The sequence below is a fragment of the Streptomyces sp. NBC_01465 genome (assembly GCF_036227325.1).
In the GTDB taxonomy this organism is placed as follows: Bacteria; Actinomycetota; Actinomycetes; order Streptomycetales; family Streptomycetaceae; genus Streptomyces.
Genome location: NZ_CP109467.1, coordinates 7,068,912 through 7,085,921 on the forward strand (window position 1 = coordinate 7,068,912; position 17,010 = coordinate 7,085,921).

Genomic DNA, 17,010 nt, shown 5'->3' on the forward strand with positions numbered 1-17,010 from the left:
GGCGCGACGGTTGTCTTATGTCGGAGACCCGATATAAGCGCAGCCAGGCCGAGCGCAAGACGGAGACCAGGGCGCGGCTGATCGACGCCGCCGCCGAGCTCTTCGCCCGCAAGGGATTCCACGCCGTCTCGGCCGAGGCCGTCGCCGCCTCGGCCGGGCGCACCACCGGCGCCCTCTACAGCCACTACGGCGGCAAGGAAGGCCTGCTCCTGGCCCTCCTGGAGGTGTGGAAGGAACGCACCGCCGCCGAGCTCACCGCCGAACTCGCCGGCAGCTCCGACCCCGCCGCGCACTTCGGCGCGATGTGGGGCTCCATCACCCGCCCCCGGGCCGACCGCGGGGACGCCTGGCTGCTCCTGGAGATGGAGCTCTGGCTGCACGGCGCACGCTCCCCGCTGGTGGGCTCCCGCCTCGCGGAGCGGTACGCGCAGATCCGCACCCAGCTGGGCGAGGGCCTGGCCGACTGGGCCGCGGCCACCGGAACCTCGCTGCCCAGGCCGCCCGAGGAGACGGGGGCCCTCGTCCTCGGCGTACTCCTCGGATGCGCGCTGCAGCACCGGCTCGACCCGCACGGCATACCCGACGAACTGGTCGTTGACGCCCTGCGCACGCTCCTCGGACTCGACGACCTTCCAGACAAGGACCGGCCATGAGCGAGATCGCCATCAATCTGCTCGAGGACACCTGGGCGCAGGGAGTGCCCCACGACCAGTTCGCCCGCCTCCGCCGCGAGGACCCCGTCCACTGGCACGAACTCCCCGGCGGCCACGAGGGGTTCTTCGCCGTCACCCGCCACGAGGACATCGTCGCCCTCAGCCGCGAACCCGGCCTGTGGTCCGTGGAGCTGGGCTCCTTCTTCATCCGCGACCAGACCCCAGAGGCCCTCGCCAGCCTCGGCCTGACCCTCGTCGGGATGGACCCGCCCAAGCACACCCGCTACCGGCGCCTGGTCTCCACCGCCTTCTCGCCCCGCATGATCCGCAAGCTCACCCAGGACATCGGCCGCAGGGCAGCGCTGCTCGCGGACACCGTGGCCGCGAAGGGCGGCGAGGTTGAGTTCGTCGAGGAGGTCGCGGCCCGGCTGCCGCTGCAGATCATCTGCGAGATGGTCGGCGTCCCGGCCGCCGACGAGGACCGGATCTTCGACTGGTCCAACCGCATGGTCGGCTTCCAGGACCCCGATTTCCGTACGAGCCAGGAGGACGGGCAGAACGCGGCCGTCGAGATCTACATGTACTGCGACACCCTCGCCGCCGAGCGCGCCAAGGACCCCAGGGACGACATCCTCAGCGCCCTCGTCCACGCCGAACTCGACGGCGAGCGGCTCTCGGGCCACGAGATCAACATGTTCTTCGTGACGCTCTGCGTCGCGGGCAACGAGACCACCCGCAACCTCCTCGCCCAGACGATGCTCACCCTGGTGCAGCACCCGGACGTACGGGCCGACCTGGTCGCCGGGGTCGACGACGACGCGCTCTGGGCGAGCGCCACCGAGGAGTTCCTGCGCTGGAACGGCTCGATCCACAACTTCCGGCGCACCGCCACCCGCGACACCGAGATCCGCGGTGTCCCCGTCCGGGCCGGCCAGAAGGCCGTCCTCTACTTCACCTCGGCCAACCGCGACGAGGACGTCTTCACCGACCCCGGCGTCCTCGACATCCGGCGCACCCCCAACGACCACCTCACCTTCGGCGGGGGAGGGCCGCACTACTGCCTGGGCGCGGGCCTCGCCCGCACCCAGATCACCGCGCTCACCAGGGAACTGCTGCGGCGCCACAGCGAGGTGGAGCTCACCGGGGAGCCGCGCCGGATGCGCTCGGACTTCATCAACGGGATCAAACACCTCCCGGTGCGCTTCGGCTGACTGCCCGGGACGGCTACAGCACCGCGCCGTTGGTCGACTTGATCTGCTGGCGGCGGTGGTCGCGCTTGTTCTGGCGGCGCTCCCTGAACGACGGCTGCCGCGCCTCGGTCTCCTCCTCGGAGGCCTCAGCCGCGCCGTCGTCGGTGTCGTCGTCGCGGGGCAGCGAGTCGTCGAGCAGCGCATCGTCGGGCGCCTCGACTTCGGCGGTCCACTCCGCCTCCTCCTGCAGCCGGTCGTTGACCGACGGGACGATCACGACGCGTACGTGGTCGAGGGAGTCGGCCGGGACCCGGAAGGCGTACGTCGCCTTCCGGGTGCGCCGGCGCGGAACCGTGGTGTGCAGACCCGCCAGGATCGACTGCTCGGGGTCGTGGGTGCGGTGCGCCCGTACCTCGTCGGCCCAGAGCTGGACCCTGGCCTCCACCTCCATACGGACCGCGGCCCTGGCCTTCTTCGCCGCCTGGACCCGCTCGGCGGCACGCTTCTCGATCATCCGGGTGCGCGCCGCCTCGCTCAGGTCGCCGGAGGGTGCGGGGGCTCTCGGGTGCTCCCTGCGGTGGGCGCGCATGGCCTTCCGCGCCCGTGGTGACGTATTGCGGGCGCAGACGGTGAAACGGACGTAGGTGTCGCCGTCCTGGTGGTCGCGGTCGAGGTGGGTCGGGGCGAAGGGCTCAAGATCCTCGACGAGTACTTCGAGCCCTCCGTCGAAGGCGAGCCACTCGCCGACTTCGCAGGTCTGGGACATGCCACACGCCTTTCGGCTCGGTTCGCTCTGTGCGCTTTGCCTCCCATTGTGCGCGTTTGTTCTGTATAAGGCCTGGTCGGGGGCTCTGCGCCTACGGTTTCCACTCCGGGTCGCGCCCACTGAGCCCGATCACCCGGTCCTGCAGCGCGGAGCCCTCCGGCACCTCCACGACCGGCCCGAAGATCTCCCCGCGCAGCTCAGGACCGACGTCGAGCATCGCCTCCGCGATCTTCAGGCTCGCGGTGTCCGCCTCGTACGGCTGCCCGGTCGCCCTGGCCAGGTCCCAGCCGTGCACGACCAGCTCGTCGACGGCCACCTGGGCCACGACGGGCGCCGGGAAGGTGATGCCGCCGGCCTGGGTCTCGCCCTCCCAGGCGGCCGGGGAGTGCCAGGCGGCGACGAGCTCGTCGAGCTGGCGGGGGAGCACCGTGCGCCAGTCGTCGCCGAGGGTCGGGAGCGTGGAGCCGGGGTTGGCGGTGTACGGGCCGAGGTCCTTGTCCGCGGCGTGACGGAAGGCCGCGGTCAGGCCGACGAGGTGGGCGAGGAGCTCCCGTACCGAGTAGTCGGGACAGGGGGTCGGGTCGTCGAGCTGGTCGTCCCGTACGGCGTCGAGGAGCTGGGCGACGGGCCGGGCGGCGGGTTCGAGATCGAAGATGTCCATACGGTGCAGACTGCCCCCGCGCCCGGAACTCATCGCTCAGCGCACCACGCGTCCCCGCAGAATGATCCGGCTCGGATGCGGCAGCGCGCGCACCTCGCCCGTCGGGTCGGTGTCGTACGCGACGACATCGGCCGGCGCCCCGTCGGACAGCCCCGGCAGCCCCAGCCACTCCCGCGCCGTCCACGATGCGGCCCCCAGCGCGTCCAGCGGCGGGAGCCCGGCCCGCGCGAGCAGCGCCGCCTCGCCTGCGACAGTGCCGCACGGGAAGGTGTCGGTCCCCGCGAGTACGGTCACCCCCGCCTCGTGCGCGGACCGGACCGTCCCCGGGAGCGCGTCCCAGCCCGCCAGCCACAGATCGCGCCGGACGCTCGGCTCGGCGGCCCGCCGCTCCGGGGCCGACCCCGCGAAGGCGCCCAGCGTCGGCACGAAGGCGGTGCCCTGTGCGGCCATGCGATCCAGGAGGCCCGGGTCCAGACTCATCCCGTGCTCCAGGCTGTCGGCCCCGGCCAGCACGGCGTTGCGGCTGCCCTCGGCGGACTGGCAGTGCACGGCGACCTTGCCGCCCGCCGCGTGGACGGCCTCGACGACGGAGGTCAGCAGCTCCAGCGGCACGGGCGGCTCGTCGAGCTTCCAGTCGCCGACGACCTTGCACCATCCGGAGGAGGCCGCGGCCTCCTCCACGGCGGCCGCCACCAGCTCCGCCTCGGTGACATCGCGCCCGAACCCGGGAACGAACCGTCCGGGGGTGGCCAGCCACCGCCCCGCCGACGTCACACGCGGCAGCTCCTGGTCCTCCGCCACCCACTCCGGCATCCGCGCGGCGGTCCCCGGCGTGCGCACCGCGAGCACTCCGGCGTCCCGGTGTTCGGTCAACTGCCGCCGCAGCAGCGCCTCGTCGAAGGGGGACCCTGGCTTCTCGGCCCCCGGATGCGTATGCACATCGACGAGCCCCGGCAGCAACCACCCGCCGTCCACGACCGTTCGGGCCTCCGCCGCTCCCGGCGGCGGGGCGGTGTGCAGCCGGCCCCCGTCGATCCAGAAGGTGCGCTCCTCGCGCTCGGGCAGCACAACGCCTCGTATCCGCAGCATGATCCGATGCTAGGCGCTACAGCTCGGGCCACTCGATCCTGAAATACACCACGCGCTCGTCGGCACAGGTGCGTTCCATGCCGACGGCGGCCATCACGCGCTGCGAGGCGATGTTGTCGAGGTCGGCGTCGCCGATCACGGCCCTGATCCCCAGATCACGCGCGAACTGCAGCAGCCCGCGCAGCGCCTCGGACGCATAGCCCTTGCCGCGGACTTCGGGGATCAGCGCGTAGCCGATCGGCACGATGCCCTCCTCGTCCGGCGGCCTGTTGAAGCCGAGGCCGCCTATGGCGAGTCCGTCGGTGCGGCGCCGGATCTCGTAGTTGCCGAACGGCTGCGGATCACCGGTGCTCGCGCAGTGCTCCAGGAAGTGCGCGGCCCCCTCGACATCACCCGGAGCTGGATATCCCGGAGCCCATCGGTCACGGTCGGCGGGCTCGCCCGCGACGACGCGTTCCGCCTCGGCGACACTCATCGGGTGCAGCACCAGCCGCTCTGTCACAAGATCGTCCATGACACGCAGACGTATCACGCAGCGGGGGCCGGGCACAGGGGAATGGCCCGACAGGGCGCTCAGTAGGCGCTGTTGACGTTGTCGATCGATCCGTACACGTGGTACGCGTAGTTGCTCGCGGCCGTGATGTTGGCGACCGGGTCGTAGAGGTCGTTCGAGGTTCCGGCGACGTGGTACGTGTCGAACGTCGGCTGGATGACCTGGAGAAGGCCCTTCGAGGGGACGCCGTTCTGGGCGTTGATGTCCCAGTCGTTGATGGCGTTCGGGTTGCCCGAGGACTCGCGCATGACGTTCTTGTAGATGCCGTCGTACGTGCCGGGGATGCCGTTCGCCTTCATGATGTCGAGCGACTCGTTGATCCAGCCGTTGAGGTCGTTCGAGTACGTCTTGGTCGACGCGGTCTTCGCCGTCGTGGCCGTCGAGTTCTTGGCGGCCGTGGTCTTCACCGCCGTCGTCTTCGCGGCAGTCGTCGTGCTCGCCGCGGTCACCGCCGTCTCCGGGGAGAGGGACGTCGCGGCGTACGCCACCGAGGAGGAACCGCCCACGAGCAGGACTGCGGCGCAGACTGCGGTGAGCGTGGTGCGGGAGGCCTTGACGGGGTGGTGGAGGGTGGGGCGGGGCATGGAGAGACCTAGCTTCGGGGACGGGGGGTGTCGCCGGAGCCCTGGCAGGGATGAGCGACCGATTCACCATGGAGGAGGTGGCCCAATCGGCGCAAAGAGGACATCTACTACCTGAAGCCGTACCAGGGCTTCAAAGGTCCAATCGGAAATAAACGCACATTCCGGCACTTCAGCGCGGTGTGCGGGGCCCCCGAGGCCGTCCGCCTCCGTACTAGGCCGGTTCGTACAGCACCGAGGCCCCGTGGCGTATCGCACAGCCACGGGACCTCGGGTTCAGCTTTCTCTCATACGGCGTCGAGAGAGTTCACAGACTCAGCCGACCAGCTGCTCGTACGCCGGCAGCGTCAGGAAGTCCGCGTAGTCCGCGTCGAGCGAGACCGTCAGCAGCAGGTCGTGCGCCTGCTGCCACTTGCCCGCAGCGAACGCCTCCTCGCCGACCTCCTCGCGGATCGCGGCCAGCTCCTCGGCCGCGATCTTGCGGGCGAGGTCCGCCGTGGCCTTCTCGCCGTTCTCGAAGACGACGCCCGCGTTGATCCACTGCCAGATCTGCGAGCGCGAGATCTCCGCGGTGGCCGCGTCCTCCATGAGGTTGAAGATGGCGACGGCGCCGAGGCCCCGCAGCCATGCCTCGATGTAGCGGGTGCCGACCTGGACGGCGTTGCGCAGCCCGTCGTACGTCGGCTTCGCGTCCAGCGAGTCGATCGCGATCAGGTCGCCGGGGGCCACCGAGACGTCCTCGCGCAGCCGCTCCTTCTGGTTCGGCTTCTCGCCGAGCACCGCGTCGAAGGAGGCCATGGCGATCGGGACCAGGTCCGGGTGGGCGACCCAGGAGCCGTCGAAGCCGTCGCCCGCCTCGCGGTCCTTGTCCGCCTTGACCTTCTCGAAGGCGACCTTGTTGACCTCGGCGTCGCGCCGCGAGGGGATGAAGGCGGCCATGCCGCCGATCGCGTGCGCGCCGCGCTTGTGGCAGGTGCGGACCAGGAGCTCGGTGTACGCCCGCATGAAGGGGGCGGTCATCGTCACCAGGTTGCGGTCGGGCAGGACGAACTTCGAGCCGCCGTCACGGAAGTTCTTGACGATGGAGAAGAGGTAGTCCCAGCGGCCCGCGTTCAGGCCCGACGCGTGGTCGCGCAGCTCGTAGAGGATCTCCTCCATCTCGTACGCCGCCGTGATCGTCTCGATCAGGACGGTCGCGCGGACGGTGCCCTGCGGGATGCCGACGTAGTCCTGCGCGAAGACGAAGATGTCGTTCCAGAGGCGCGCCTCCAGGTAGGACTCCGTCTTCGGGAGGTAGAAGTACGGGCCCTTGCCGAGCTCGATGAGGCGCTTGGCGTTGTGGAAGAAGTAGAGGCCGAAGTCGACCAGCGCACCGGGGACGGGGCTTCCGTCGAACTGCAGGTGGCGCTCCTCCAGGTGCCAGCCGCGCGGGCGCATGACGACCGTCGCGAGCTCGGAGGCGTCCTTGAGGGCGTACGACTTGCCGGACTTCGCGTCGGTGAAGTCGATCCGGCGCGCATAGGCGTCGGTGAGGTTGAGCTGGCCGAGGACGACGTTCTCCCAGGTGGGAGCAGAGGCGTCCTCGAAGTCGGCGAGCCAGACCTTGGCGCCCGAGTTCAGGGCGTTGATGGTCATCTTGCGGTCGGTCGGACCGGTGATCTCCACCCGGCGGTCGTTCAGCGCGGCCGGGGCCGGCGCGACCTTCCAGGAGTCGTCCGCACGGATCGCAGCCGTCTCCGGCAGGAAGTCCAGCGTGGAGGTACGGGCGATCTCGGCGCGTCGCTCCCCGCGACGGGCGAGGAGCTCGTTGCGGCGCGGCGTGAAGTTCCGGTGCAGCTCGGCCACGAAGGCGAGGGCCGCGTCGGTCAGGACCTCGTCCTGCCGGGGCAGGGGCTCGGCATCGACGATGGCCAGCGGGGACGGCGCTGGTGCGGACATGAGCTGTCACTCCTTACAGCGGCGGTGCCCTGGGCGGCCGCCGGGCTGCGCATATGGCACGGGGTGCCACAGGTGCCGAGATACGACCATGGGCGCCGTCTGGGGGTCGGGCGCTTCTGACGTGTGGATACTAGTTTCCTCATGGTGGAAGTTCAACGGTCTGTTGACGTCGAGATTCTCCGGGTCGACAGAAGCTGTCGCTGAGTGCCATACCCGTCACTCCAAGTGGATCAAGTCCTCGGCGGTGTCGATGTCGTAGTCCTCGGCCACATCACCGCACTCGACGAGCGTGATCGCCTCCTCGTGCGCCTTCAGATAGGCACGTGCCCCGCGATCGCCCACCGCACTCTCCGCGATGTCCGCCCAGCGGTCGGCGCCGAAGAGAACGGGGTGGCCGCGCTTCCCGTCGTACGCAGCCGCCGCGAGGCTCTCCGGCGAGCGGTACGCACCGAGCACCCGCGCCACCGCCCGCGCCCCGATCCCCGGCTGGTCCACCAGCGACACGAGCGCGGCCCCTGCCCCGGAGGAGGCCAGCGAACCGAGCCCGGCGCGCAGCGAGGAGCCCATCCCCTCCTCCCACTCCGGGTTCTCCACCACGACGCATCCCGCCAGGTCGGCCCGCTCCCGTACCTCATCGGCGGCCGCACCAAGGACCACGTGCACCACCTCGCACCCGCCCGCGCGCAGCACCCCCACCGCATGCTCGACCAGCGGCCGCCCGCGGTGCTCGAGGAGCGCCTTCGGCCGGCCGCCGAGCCGTCGGCCGCCGCCCGCGGCGAGCAGCAGCCCCGCGACCCGTCCCTCTGTGTCCGTACGCACCATGGGAACTGGATACCGTACGGACACCGGTCCTTCGGCCTCAATTCCGTCTACGGAGTGGCGGAGAACAGGCCAAGTGGCGTTAACTTGCCCGCGGCCCCCGGCGTCCGACCAACGCCTGCACGGGACCAGAACTTCGGCGAGACCAGCGAGACCAGCACAACGGTGTGCGAGGGGGAGAGCTTTGTTGCAGAACGTGGGACAGAGGCACGTGACGGGCAGCGACGAGGATCCGAGGGTGACGGAGCTGCGCTCCGCCGTGTCCCGGCTCCGTCGTGAACTCGCCGGTCATCCGGGGGAGTTCGCCGACCGGGCGATCGCCGAGGACGAACTGGCGGCCCTGGACGCGATGGCGCTCAGCGGAGTGCCCGAGATTCCCCGGCTGCGCCGCTCGCTGCTGCTGATCGCGGGGGCGATCGGCTCGGTCAGCGCCCTGGCGCTCGCGCTCGCCGAGGTGCGCAACGCGGTGGACCTCTTCGGGAATCCGCCGCAGCAGCGCTGACGAGGGACACCCCTAGCGCCTGATCAGCCGCCGCGCGGTGGCCGCCGCCACCGCCGATGTCCGTGAATCGACCCCCAACTTGGCGTAGATGTGCACCAGATGGGACTTCACGGTCGCCTGGCTGAGGAAGAGTTCCTTGCTGATCTGCTGGTTGGACAGACCGTCCCCGACCAGCTGCAGCACCTCCAGCTCGCGCCGGGTCAGCGACTCCGCCGGCGTGCGCATCCGGTCCATCAGCCGGTGCGCGACCGCGGGCGCGAGCGCGGACTGGCCGGCGGCCGCCGTACGGACCGCGGCCGCCAGTTCCTCCGGCGGGGCGTCCTTCAGCAGATAGCCGCTGGCGCCCGCTTCGACCGCGGCGAGGATGTCCGCATCGGTGTCGTACGTCGTCAGGACCAGCACCCGCGGCCCCCCGGCGACGGCGGCGATCGCGGCCGTCGCCTGCGAGCCGTGCATCCCGTCCCCGAACTGCAGATCCATCAGCACCACGTCGGCGATCCCGGTCGCCGCCAGTTCCACCGCCCGCTCGGCCGTCGCGGCCTCCGCCACGATCTCGAACCCGGGCTCGGTCTCCAGCACGGCGCGCAGTCCTGCCCGTACCACCGGGTGGTCGTCGGCGAGCAGCAGGCGGATCGTCATCGCGCCGTCCCCCCGGCTGCGGGCAGCGGCAGCGTCACCGCGACGGCCGTGCCCTGGCCGGGCGCCGACTCGACGGCGAAGGTGCCGCCCAGCGACTCGGCGCGCGAGCGCATCGCGGGCAGCCCGAAGCCGCCGTCGGCCGCCGGGGCGCGGACCGGGTCGAACCCCTGGCCGTCGTCGACCACGTCCAGTGCCACTGCCGTGTCCATGAAGCTCAGGGTGATCTCGGCGCGCCCCGCCCCGGCGTGCCGGATGGTGTTGGACAGCGCCGACTGGGCGATGCGCAACAGCGCCACCTCGTACGGGGTGGGCAGGACGACGGGGGTGCCGCTCGCGGAGAAGCGGGCCCCGGGCGTACGTGAGGAGAGCCGCTCCAGCGCCCCGGACAGCGACCCGTGCTCCAGATCGGGCGGCGTGAGCTCCCGTACGAAACGCCGTGCCTCGGCCAGATTGTCCTGCGCCGCCTGCCGCGCCTGTTCGATGTGGGCGGCCGCAGGGGCGTCGGCGGGCAGGGTGCGGCCGGCGGCGCGCAGCAGCAGCTGGATGGAGGAGAGGCCCTGGGCGAGGGTGTCGTGGATCTCGCGGGCGAGGCGCTCGCGCTCGGCGAGCGTGCCCGCCGTGCGTTCGGCCTCCGCGAGTTCGGCGCGGGTGGCGATCAGCTCCTCGATGAGGCGCCGGCGCCGCTCGCTCTCCCGGTAGAGCGCCTGGTAGCCGAGCACGGTCGCGACGGCGACCGCCGCGCCGAGCAGCGGGCCTATGAACGCGCCCGGGTTCAGCGGGCCCCCGTGCAGCAGGTAGCCGGCGATCGCGGCCCCCGCCGTGGCGGCCACCGAGGGCAGCGCCCAGCGCGGCGGCAGCAGGTGCAGCTGCAGGAAGTACAGCGGGAAGGCGGTCCACAGGCCGTCGGGGGAGAGGACCAGCAGCACCAGCCAGGCGGCGCCCAGGCCGCCGAGCCAGACGGCGGCCGCGGTGCGCGAGGTGCCCACGGACGGCCATGCGGCGCCCAGGGCGTAGACCCCTCCGACGGCTGCGGCGGCCAGCGCCACGGCGGGCGCGTTAGAGGCGTCGTCGGTGAACGCGCGGACTGCGGCCAGCGCCAGCAGTCCCGCCATCAGCAGGTGCAGACAGACTCGCAGGACGCGCAGGGCCGGGGTGAGAGAACGTGGATCCATGACCCGTCCAGCGTAGGCGGGCCGCGACACGGAACGGTCAATCGAAAGTTTGATTGCGGACTCCGTCTTTCGATCCGCCCGGAGCCATCCGTGGCGCGATGCCCCGCGGACCCCGCTCCCCGCAGGGTGGAGCCCATGTTCGTCGCATGGAGAGACCTGAGATTCGCCAGGGGCCGATTTGCCCTGATGGGAGCGGTGATCGTACTGATCACCCTGCTGGTCGGGCTGCTGTCCGGACTCACGGCGGGGCTGGCCAGGGACAACACCTCGGCCGTCACCGGCCTGTCCGCATCGGCCGACCACCTGGCCTTCGCCGCGCCGCCCGCAGGACAGTCGGCCTCGTTCTCGGGCTCGCAGCTGGCGCCCCGTGTCTGGCAGACGTGGGCGGGGCAGCCGGGGGTCACCAGCGCGGAGCCGATCGCGATCTCCACGCTGAACGCGGCCTCGGGGGACCGTACGGCCGCGGTGTCCGAGTTCGCGGTACGCGACGGATCGGGGCCCGCACCCGTGGCCCCCGGCCCGGACGGGGTCGTGCTCTCCACCGGGGCGGCGAAGGACCTGGGCGCCGCGGCCGGGGACACGGTGAAGATCGCGGGCCGCTCGCTGGAGGTGACGGCGGTGTCGGGCGACGACTCGTACAGCCACACCCCCGTCGTCTGGACCGCGCTCGCCGACGGGCACAGCGCGACGGTCGTGGCGCTGGCCACGGACGGCGGCGCGGATCTCGCGGCCGGCGACCGGGCGGCCGGTACGCGGACGCTGTCGCTGGACGACTCCCTCGCCGCGCTCCCCTCGTACCAGGCGGAGAACGGCTCGCTCCAGCTGATGCGTGGGTTCCTCTTCGCGATCTCCGCCCTGGTCATAGGGGCGTTCTTCACGGTCTGGACGATCCAGCGCAGCGGCGACATCGCGGTGCTGAAGGCGCTGGGCGCGTCCACCCCGTATCTGCTGCGCGACGCGCTCGGCCAGGCGGTGCTGATGCTGACGGCCGGAACGCTGCTCGGCACCGGACTCGCCACGGGGGTCGGCGCGCTGGTCCCCGCGGACGTCCCCTTCGTACTCGACCCGCTCACCGCGCTGGGCCCTGCCGCCGTGCTCATCGGCCTCGGCGCGGTCGGCGCGGGGCTCTCCGTGCGGCGGATCACCGCCGTCGACCCGCTGACCGCCCTGGGAAGTGCACGATGACCCTGCTCCTCGACGACGTCACCCTGACCTACCCCGACGGCGACGGCCGCCTCACCGCGCTGGACGCGGTGTCGCTGGAGGTCCCCTCCGGTTCGCTCACGGCGGTGGTCGGCCCCTCGGGCTCGGGCAAGTCGAGCCTGCTCGCAGTGGCGGCGACGCTGGTCGCCCCGGACCGGGGGCGGGTCGTCGTCGACGGTACGGAAACGGGCGCGCTGAGCCGGGCCGAGAAGGCGGAGCTGCGGCGTTCACGGATCGGGATCGTCTTCCAGCAGCCCAATCTGCTGGCGTCGCTGACGGCTGCGGAACAGCTGCAGGTGATGGCGCATCTCTCGGGCCGTCCGGCGCGTCAAGTACGGGACCGGGCAAGGGAGTTGCTGGCGTCCGTCGGTCTCGCGGAGAAGGCGGACCGGCGCCCGCACCAGCTCTCGGGCGGCCAGCGCCAGCGCGTGAACATCGCCCGCGCCCTGATGAACGAGCCGTCCGTCCTGCTGGTGGACGAACCGACCAGCGCGCTCGACCACGAGCGCGGCGCCTCGGTCCTGGAGCTGCTGGTGACGCTGACCAGGGAGCGCGGTACGGCAACGGTGCTGGTGACGCACGACGTCGCGCATCTGGACCGGATGGACCGCACGGTGACGATGGCGGACGGCCGCCTCGACGCGCCGGTCGTCGAGGCGGCCTGAGGCTCCAACTCCGCACTCCTCCTGCCGAGGTGACCCGCACACCCATGCGCACGATCACTGATCAGGGTCGCTCTGTCGCCCGGCTGGAGGACTACTTCCGCTTGTGATGGTCGGTGCCGGTCCCCCTTCGTGTTTAACTCTCCGCAACCGGAATCTCTCATTCCGCTACTTCCGGTGAATCATTTCTGCGCGAGGGGGGAAACGCCTGTGCCCGCGGCTGTTCTGGAGAGCGTTGCCGGCTGGGTGCCGCCGAGGACGGTGAGCAACGCCGAGCTGCCCGCGGGCTGGGGCGTCGACGACGCTTGGGTGCGCCGCCGTACCGGAATCGGCGTACGCCACTGGGCCGACCCCGGGACCACGACCGGAGACCTCGCCCTCGAAGCGGCCGTCCGGGCCCTCGCCCTGGCAGGCGACCCGCAGGTGGACGCGGTCCTGGTGGCCACCTCCACCGGGGACCAGCCGATGCCTGCGATGGCACCCCGACTGGCCTCCCGGCTGGGCCGGGACGGCGCCGCGGCCTGGGACGTCTCGGCGGCCTGCAGCGGCTTCGTCTACGGACTGGCCACCGCGGCCGGGATCCTGTGCGCGGGCATCGCCCAGCGCGTCCTGCTCGTGGCGGCCGAGGTGTACTCGACCCTGATCGCCCCCGACGACCGCAGCGCCGGAGTGGTGTTCGCGGACGGCGCCGGAGCCGTGGTGCTGCGGCGCGGCGAGCACGGGGAACCGGGCAGTGTGCTCGCCTTCGACCTGGGCAGCGACGGCACCGGCCACGACCTGATCGCGGTCCCGGGCGGCGGTGCGCGGGAGCGGTCCGCACCGGCCCTGTACACCCCCGGCGACCGGCACTTCAGGATGGCGGGGCGCGAGGTGTTCCAGCACGCCGTGACCCGGATGACGGAGTCGTCGCGTGCGGTCCTCGCGCGGGCGAGCTGGTCCGTCGACGACGTCGACCACCTCGTCGCCCACCAGGCGAACGCCCGCATCCTGACCGCGGTGGGGGAGCGCCTGGAGCTCCCCGCCGACCGGCACATCGCCAACATCGACCGGGTCGGCAACACCGGGGCGGCCTCCATCCCGCTGGCCCTGGCGGACGCGTCGTCCCGCAACGAACTGCGCCCCGGCCAGCGGGTGTTGCTGACCTCTTTCGGCGCGGGCCTCACCTGGGGCTCGGCAGCCCTCCTGTGGCCTGACCCGGCTCCCGCCGCCTGCTGACCTTCACTCCCCGGCCCGTCCCTTCGGGCCCTCCCCTGCCCCGACCGCCGTTCCCGGCGGTCACGTACCGAAAGGCATCGTCATGTCCGACGTCACCACCGCCGTCCACTCCGTACTGACCGAGAAGTTCGAGGTCGTCCCCGCGGACATCGCCCCCGCCGCCACCCTCGAAAGCCTCGACCTCGACTCGCTCTCGCTGGCCGAACTCGCCCTCGCCCTCCAGGAGCAGCTCGGCGTCAAGGTCGAGGAGCACGAGGCCGCCAAGGGCACCACCGTCGGCGAGCTCGTCGCGGCCATCGAGGCCAAGCTCGCCCTGGCAGGCGCCGAATGACCGCGGACGAACGCGCCGTGTCCGTCACCGGTCTGGGGCTCATCACCCCGGCCGGTGTCGGCCGCGAGGCGACCTGGGACGGGGTGCGCAGGGGCGTGCCCGTCGCGGCGACCGACGCCCAACTCAAGGGCCTGCCCACCGACTTCTCCTGCCGTATCCCCCCGATGACCGAGGGGCAGGGGCGGATCGGCGGCGGCAAGGCCTGGCGGATGGCGCACTTCACGCAGCTCGCCGTACTGGCCGCCCGTGAAGCCGTCGCCGACGCCGGCCTCGACCCCGCCACCTGGGACGGTGCCCGGGTCGCGGTCGTGATCGGCTCCGGACTCGCGGGCGCCGCCCACCTGGAGGAGCAGTCCGTACGGTTCCAGCAGGCCGGCCCCGACCTGGTGTCACCCGTGCTGATCCCCATGCTGATCTCCAACATGGCCGCCGGCGAGGTACTCCTCGACCTCGGCGCCCGCGGCCCCTCGCTCGCCACCGAGACCGCCTGCGCATCGGGGGCCAGCGCACTCGCCGTCGCCAGGGACCTGCTGCTGAGCGGGGCCTGCGACATCGCGATCGCGGGCGGTACGGAGGCGGCGATCACCCCTGTCGTCACGACCGGGTTCCAGCGGATGGGGGCACTCTCGGCCCGCAGTGACGACCCCGCCGCGGCCTCCCGCCCGTTCGCCGCCGACCGGGACGGCTTCGTCATCTCCGAGGGCGCCGCCATCCTGGTCCTGGAGCGGACGCGCGACGCCAGGGCCCGCGGCCGCGGCGGCTACGCCCGACTCGCCGGTACGGGAATGAGTTCCGACGCCCACCACCCCACCGCCCCCGCCCCCGGCGGCACCGTCGCCGAGGTCGCCCTGCGCGCGGCTGTCGCCGACGCGGGCCTGCGCCCCTCGGACATCGACCACGTGAACGCACACGGCACCTCGACCCCGAAGAACGACGAGACGGAGGCCGAACTCATCGGCCGGGTCCTGCCGCACCGCCCCAGCGTCACCGCCGCCAAGGGCGTGCTCGGCCACAGCCTCGGCGCGGCCGGCGCGATCGAGGCGGCGCTCACCGTACTGACGATCCACCACTCCACGGTGCCGCCGGTCGCCAACCTCACCCCGCAGACCCTCGCCTACGACCTCGACTGCGTCACCGGTGCGGAGCGCCGGCAGGAAGTACGGGCGGCGGTCAGCAACTCCTTCGGGTTCGGCGGCCACAACGTCGTCCTCGCCTTCCGCGCCAACTGACAACTGACCGAGAAAGCAACCCCGTTGACCGTGCACAGCTCCATCGTCCACGCCGCCGTCCACATCCCCGAAGGACGCCAGAGCGCCGCCGAGGCCGAGGACCGCTTCCGGGCGGGCAACCCCGGCATCCCCATGTCCCGGGGCGTACTGCAGCACATGTACGGGCTCCTGGAGCGGACCGTCGCCCCCGCCGACGACCAGCCGTCCGACCTCGCGGCGCGGGCGGCCCGCACCGTACTCGAAGAGACCGGAACGGACCCCGCGGACATCGACCTGCTCCTCTTCGCGGGGATCCTCGCCGACATGGAGGAGCCCGCGACCGCACACGTCGTCGCCGACAAACTCGGCCTGAACGCCCCCGTGTTCGACGTGAAGAACGCCTGCAACGGCGTCCTGAACGCCCTGGAGATCGCCGACGCGTTCATCCGCTCGGGCCAGTACCGCCGCATCCTCGTCACCACCGCCGAAGTCAGCACCCGCGAGAGCCGCTGGGTCCTCGACGACCCGGCCGACGTCATCACGGCCCTGCCCAGCCTCTCCACCGGAGACCTGGGCTCGGCACTTCTCGTCGAGGCGTCCGAGCGGCCCGGGATCCTCGGCTCCCGCTTCTTCGCCAACTCCTCGGGCTGGACGGCCGCCACCCTCCCCAACCCGTACGCCAACCACCGCACCCTAGGTCATCTGCACATCGACTCGGGGCAGTTGGTGAACTCCTTCGACGGGCTCCCGGAGAAGGTGCGCGGCGGCCTGCACGACCTCGGTGTGAAGACGGGCGACCTGGACCTCGTCTGCATCCACCAGCCCTCGGTCGCCTTCACCAAGGTCGCCTGCGAGTGGGTCGGCGTCGAGCCCGACCGGATCCTCTCCACCTTCCCCGGCCACGGCAACGTCGCCACCAACACCCTGCCGCTCCAACTGGCCACCGCCGTACGGACCGGACGGCTCCACCGGGGCGACCTGGTGGGCCTGTTCGGCTTCGCGAGCGGTGCGAGCGCGGGCTTCGTCGTCTGCGAATGGTGACCGCCGAACCTTCCCCGCACCTGCCCGGAGGCAGCTGATGAACACGCCCGTGACCGCACCGCGCATCCCGCCCGTCCCCCCGGCCGACTGGCCGCCGCCGCTCCACGCCGTACTGGAGGCCTCGAAGAAGGACGGCCCCGGCCGGGTCAACCTCTTCGGCACCCTCGCCCACCACCCCGCGCTGGCCTCCGCCTGGCTCGCGCTCGCCAAGGTGCTCACCCATGAAGGCACCCTCGCCGTACGGGACCGGGAGCTCGCCGTCCTGCGCACCGCCCACCGCCTCGGCTCCGCCTTCGTCTGGTCCCGGCACGCGTCCCAGGCGACCACGGCGGGCCTCGACGCCGAGGAGGCGCGGGCGACCGCCGAACCCCTGGACGCGTACGCATGGGGAACCGGCGACCTCGACCTCCTGAGGGCGACCGACGCGCTCCTCGACCACGCCGACGTCCCCGACGACGTCTGGTCCGCACTCTCGCACCGCCTCCGGGAGCAGCAGCTGATCGAGCTCCTCGTCCTGGTCGGTCAGTGCTCGATGATGTGCATGACGCTCCGTACGCTGCGGACCCCGTCCGACGCCACCGGGCCGCAGGTGAGCATCTCCCGCGAACGGTGCTGCAGTTCGGGCCAGTGCGTCGCCACCGCGCCCGACGTCTTCGAGCAGAGCGACGAGGACGGCCTGGTCACCCTCCTCGTGGACGCCCCGGGCCCGGAGCTCGCCGCAGACCTCCGGCTCGCCGCCGCACTCTGCCCGGGCGGCGCCATCACCGTGACCGAATAACCCCGCCGC

The 17,010-nt window shown here is 71.9% G+C and carries 19 protein-coding genes; 10 read left to right on the forward strand and 9 right to left on the reverse strand.

Translation table 11 applies throughout. The features are described from left to right. Positions 1 to 17: 17 nt before the first annotated feature. Together OG707_RS33095 and OG707_RS33100 are read left to right on the forward strand one after the other, a co-directional pair. Positions 18 to 653, forward strand: a complete 636-nt coding sequence (locus tag OG707_RS33095; protein WP_329124920.1) for a TetR/AcrR family transcriptional regulator — start codon at positions 18 to 20, stop codon at positions 651 to 653. Further along, positions 650 to 1,864, forward strand: coding sequence for a cytochrome P450 (locus OG707_RS33100; RefSeq protein ID WP_329124922.1), 1,215 nt, complete (start codon positions 650 to 652; stop codon positions 1,862 to 1,864). The genes OG707_RS33095 and OG707_RS33100 overlap by 4 nt, the downstream gene beginning before the upstream one ends. Before the next feature lie 13 nt (positions 1,865 to 1,877). On the opposite strand, the gene OG707_RS33105 is transcribed toward OG707_RS33100, so the two are convergent. The 7 genes from OG707_RS33105 to OG707_RS33135 all read right to left on the reverse strand — a co-directional run bounded on the left by OG707_RS33105 (position 1,878) and on the right by OG707_RS33135 (position 8,253). After that, positions 1,878 to 2,609 carry a hypothetical protein gene (locus OG707_RS33105; protein WP_329124924.1) on the reverse strand — a complete coding sequence of 244 codons (732 nt, stop codon included), beginning with the start codon at positions 2,607 to 2,609 and terminating at the stop codon, positions 1,878 to 1,880. 91 nt (positions 2,610 to 2,700) lie between these two features. Further along, positions 2,701 to 3,270 (reverse strand): TIGR03086 family metal-binding protein, encoded by a 570-nt coding sequence (locus OG707_RS33110; protein ID WP_329124925.1) that lies wholly within the window; start codon positions 3,268 to 3,270, stop codon positions 2,701 to 2,703. Positions 3,271 to 3,306: 36 nt separating this feature from the next. After that, on the reverse strand, positions 3,307 to 4,359 hold the full coding sequence (locus OG707_RS33115) for an amidohydrolase family protein (protein ID WP_329124927.1): 1,053 nt from the start codon (positions 4,357 to 4,359) through the stop codon (positions 3,307 to 3,309). A 16-nt stretch (positions 4,360 to 4,375) separates the two neighbouring features. Further along, positions 4,376 to 4,873 (reverse strand): GNAT family N-acetyltransferase, encoded by a 498-nt coding sequence (locus OG707_RS33120; protein ID WP_329124929.1) that lies wholly within the window; start codon positions 4,871 to 4,873, stop codon positions 4,376 to 4,378. Between the two features lie 59 nt (positions 4,874 to 4,932). Next, complete coding sequence (locus OG707_RS33125; RefSeq protein WP_329124931.1) at positions 4,933 to 5,496, reverse strand: transglycosylase SLT domain-containing protein; 564 nt, start codon at positions 5,494 to 5,496, stop codon at positions 4,933 to 4,935. Positions 5,497 to 5,808: 312 nt separating this feature from the next. After that, entirely contained in the window at positions 5,809 to 7,431 is a 1,623-nt protein-coding gene (gene aceB, locus OG707_RS33130; protein ID WP_329124933.1) for a malate synthase A, read from the reverse strand. A 216-nt stretch (positions 7,432 to 7,647) separates the two neighbouring features. Beyond that, positions 7,648 to 8,253, reverse strand: coding sequence for a nucleotidyltransferase family protein (locus tag OG707_RS33135; protein ID WP_329124936.1), 606 nt, complete (start codon positions 8,251 to 8,253; stop codon positions 7,648 to 7,650). A gap of 193 nt (positions 8,254 to 8,446) precedes the next feature. On the opposite strand from OG707_RS33135, the gene OG707_RS33140 reads away from it, so the two are divergent. Further along, positions 8,447 to 8,752, forward strand: a complete 306-nt coding sequence (locus tag OG707_RS33140; protein ID WP_329124938.1) for a DUF5955 family protein — start codon at positions 8,447 to 8,449, stop codon at positions 8,750 to 8,752. 12 nt (positions 8,753 to 8,764) lie between these two features. On the opposite strand, the gene OG707_RS33145 is transcribed toward OG707_RS33140, so the two are convergent. Both OG707_RS33145 and OG707_RS33150 read right to left on the reverse strand, forming a co-directional pair. Continuing rightward, complete coding sequence (locus OG707_RS33145; protein ID WP_329124941.1) at positions 8,765 to 9,391, reverse strand: response regulator transcription factor; 627 nt, start codon at positions 9,389 to 9,391, stop codon at positions 8,765 to 8,767. Next, positions 9,388 to 10,563: a sensor histidine kinase gene (locus OG707_RS33150; protein WP_329124944.1), complete on the reverse strand. Its 1,176-nt coding sequence runs from the start codon at positions 10,561 to 10,563 to the stop codon at positions 9,388 to 9,390. Before OG707_RS33150 ends, OG707_RS33145 begins: the two co-directional genes overlap by 4 nt. A gap of 135 nt (positions 10,564 to 10,698) precedes the next feature. Here OG707_RS33150 and OG707_RS33155 point away from each other — a divergent pair, with 135 nt between their 5' ends. The 7 genes from OG707_RS33155 (at position 10,699) to OG707_RS33185 (ending at position 17,001) form a co-directional block, all read left to right on the forward strand. Continuing rightward, positions 10,699 to 11,748: an ABC transporter permease gene (locus OG707_RS33155; protein ID WP_329124946.1), complete on the forward strand. Its 1,050-nt coding sequence runs from the start codon at positions 10,699 to 10,701 to the stop codon at positions 11,746 to 11,748. Then, the gene (locus OG707_RS33160) at positions 11,745 to 12,431 is read left to right on the forward strand and encodes an ABC transporter ATP-binding protein (protein WP_329124948.1); all 687 of its coding nucleotides are present in this window, start codon (positions 11,745 to 11,747) and stop codon (positions 12,429 to 12,431) included. Before OG707_RS33155 ends, OG707_RS33160 begins: the two co-directional genes overlap by 4 nt. Before the next feature lie 207 nt (positions 12,432 to 12,638). Then, positions 12,639 to 13,643, forward strand: a complete 1,005-nt coding sequence (locus OG707_RS33165) for a beta-ketoacyl-ACP synthase III (RefSeq protein WP_329124950.1) — start codon at positions 12,639 to 12,641, stop codon at positions 13,641 to 13,643. Between the two features lie 82 nt (positions 13,644 to 13,725). Next, positions 13,726 to 13,974 (forward strand): phosphopantetheine-binding protein, encoded by a 249-nt coding sequence (locus tag OG707_RS33170; RefSeq protein WP_329124952.1) that lies wholly within the window; start codon positions 13,726 to 13,728, stop codon positions 13,972 to 13,974. Next, on the forward strand, positions 13,971 to 15,203 hold the full coding sequence (locus OG707_RS33175; protein WP_329124954.1) for a beta-ketoacyl-[acyl-carrier-protein] synthase family protein: 1,233 nt from the start codon (positions 13,971 to 13,973) through the stop codon (positions 15,201 to 15,203). Before OG707_RS33170 ends, OG707_RS33175 begins: the two co-directional genes overlap by 4 nt. A 30-nt stretch (positions 15,204 to 15,233) precedes the next feature. Beyond that, positions 15,234 to 16,223, forward strand: coding sequence for a 3-oxoacyl-ACP synthase III family protein (locus tag OG707_RS33180; RefSeq protein WP_329128104.1), 990 nt, complete (start codon positions 15,234 to 15,236; stop codon positions 16,221 to 16,223). 37 nt (positions 16,224 to 16,260) lie between these two features. Beyond that, positions 16,261 to 17,001: a carboxymuconolactone decarboxylase family protein gene (locus OG707_RS33185; RefSeq protein WP_329124956.1), complete on the forward strand. Its 741-nt coding sequence runs from the start codon at positions 16,261 to 16,263 to the stop codon at positions 16,999 to 17,001. The last annotated feature ends 9 nt before the right edge of the window (positions 17,002 to 17,010 follow it).

Bases quoted from the DNA above. Each gene is read 5' to 3' on its own strand.
- OG707_RS33095 (WP_329124920.1), top strand. From the start codon at position 18: ATGTCGGAGACCCGATATAAGCGCAGCCAGGCCGAGCGCAAGACGGAG.
- OG707_RS33100 (WP_329124922.1), top strand. From the start codon at position 650: ATGAGCGAGATCGCCATCAATCTGCTCGAGGACACCTGGGCGCAGGGA.
- OG707_RS33105 (WP_329124924.1), bottom strand. From the start codon at position 2,609: ATGTCCCAGACCTGCGAAGTCGGCGAGTGGCTCGCCTTCGACGGAGGG.
- OG707_RS33110 (WP_329124925.1), bottom strand. From the start codon at position 3,270: ATGGACATCTTCGATCTCGAACCCGCCGCCCGGCCCGTCGCCCAGCTC.
- OG707_RS33115 (WP_329124927.1), bottom strand. From the start codon at position 4,359: ATGCTGCGGATACGAGGCGTTGTGCTGCCCGAGCGCGAGGAGCGCACC.
- OG707_RS33120 (WP_329124929.1), bottom strand. From the start codon at position 4,873: ATGGACGATCTTGTGACAGAGCGGCTGGTGCTGCACCCGATGAGTGTC.
- OG707_RS33125 (WP_329124931.1), bottom strand. From the start codon at position 5,496: ATGCCCCGCCCCACCCTCCACCACCCCGTCAAGGCCTCCCGCACCACG.
- aceB (WP_329124933.1), bottom strand. From the start codon at position 7,431: ATGTCCGCACCAGCGCCGTCCCCGCTGGCCATCGTCGATGCCGAGCCC.
- OG707_RS33135 (WP_329124936.1), bottom strand. From the start codon at position 8,253: ATGGTGCGTACGGACACAGAGGGACGGGTCGCGGGGCTGCTGCTCGCC.
- OG707_RS33145 (WP_329124941.1), bottom strand. From the start codon at position 9,391: ATGACGATCCGCCTGCTGCTCGCCGACGACCACCCGGTGGTACGGGCA.
- OG707_RS33150 (WP_329124944.1), bottom strand. From the start codon at position 10,563: ATGGATCCACGTTCTCTCACCCCGGCCCTGCGCGTCCTGCGAGTCTGT.
- OG707_RS33155 (WP_329124946.1), top strand. From the start codon at position 10,699: ATGTTCGTCGCATGGAGAGACCTGAGATTCGCCAGGGGCCGATTTGCC.
- OG707_RS33160 (WP_329124948.1), top strand. From the start codon at position 11,745: ATGACCCTGCTCCTCGACGACGTCACCCTGACCTACCCCGACGGCGAC.
- OG707_RS33170 (WP_329124952.1), top strand. From the start codon at position 13,726: ATGTCCGACGTCACCACCGCCGTCCACTCCGTACTGACCGAGAAGTTC.
- OG707_RS33175 (WP_329124954.1), top strand. From the start codon at position 13,971: ATGACCGCGGACGAACGCGCCGTGTCCGTCACCGGTCTGGGGCTCATC.
- OG707_RS33185 (WP_329124956.1), top strand. From the start codon at position 16,261: ATGAACACGCCCGTGACCGCACCGCGCATCCCGCCCGTCCCCCCGGCC.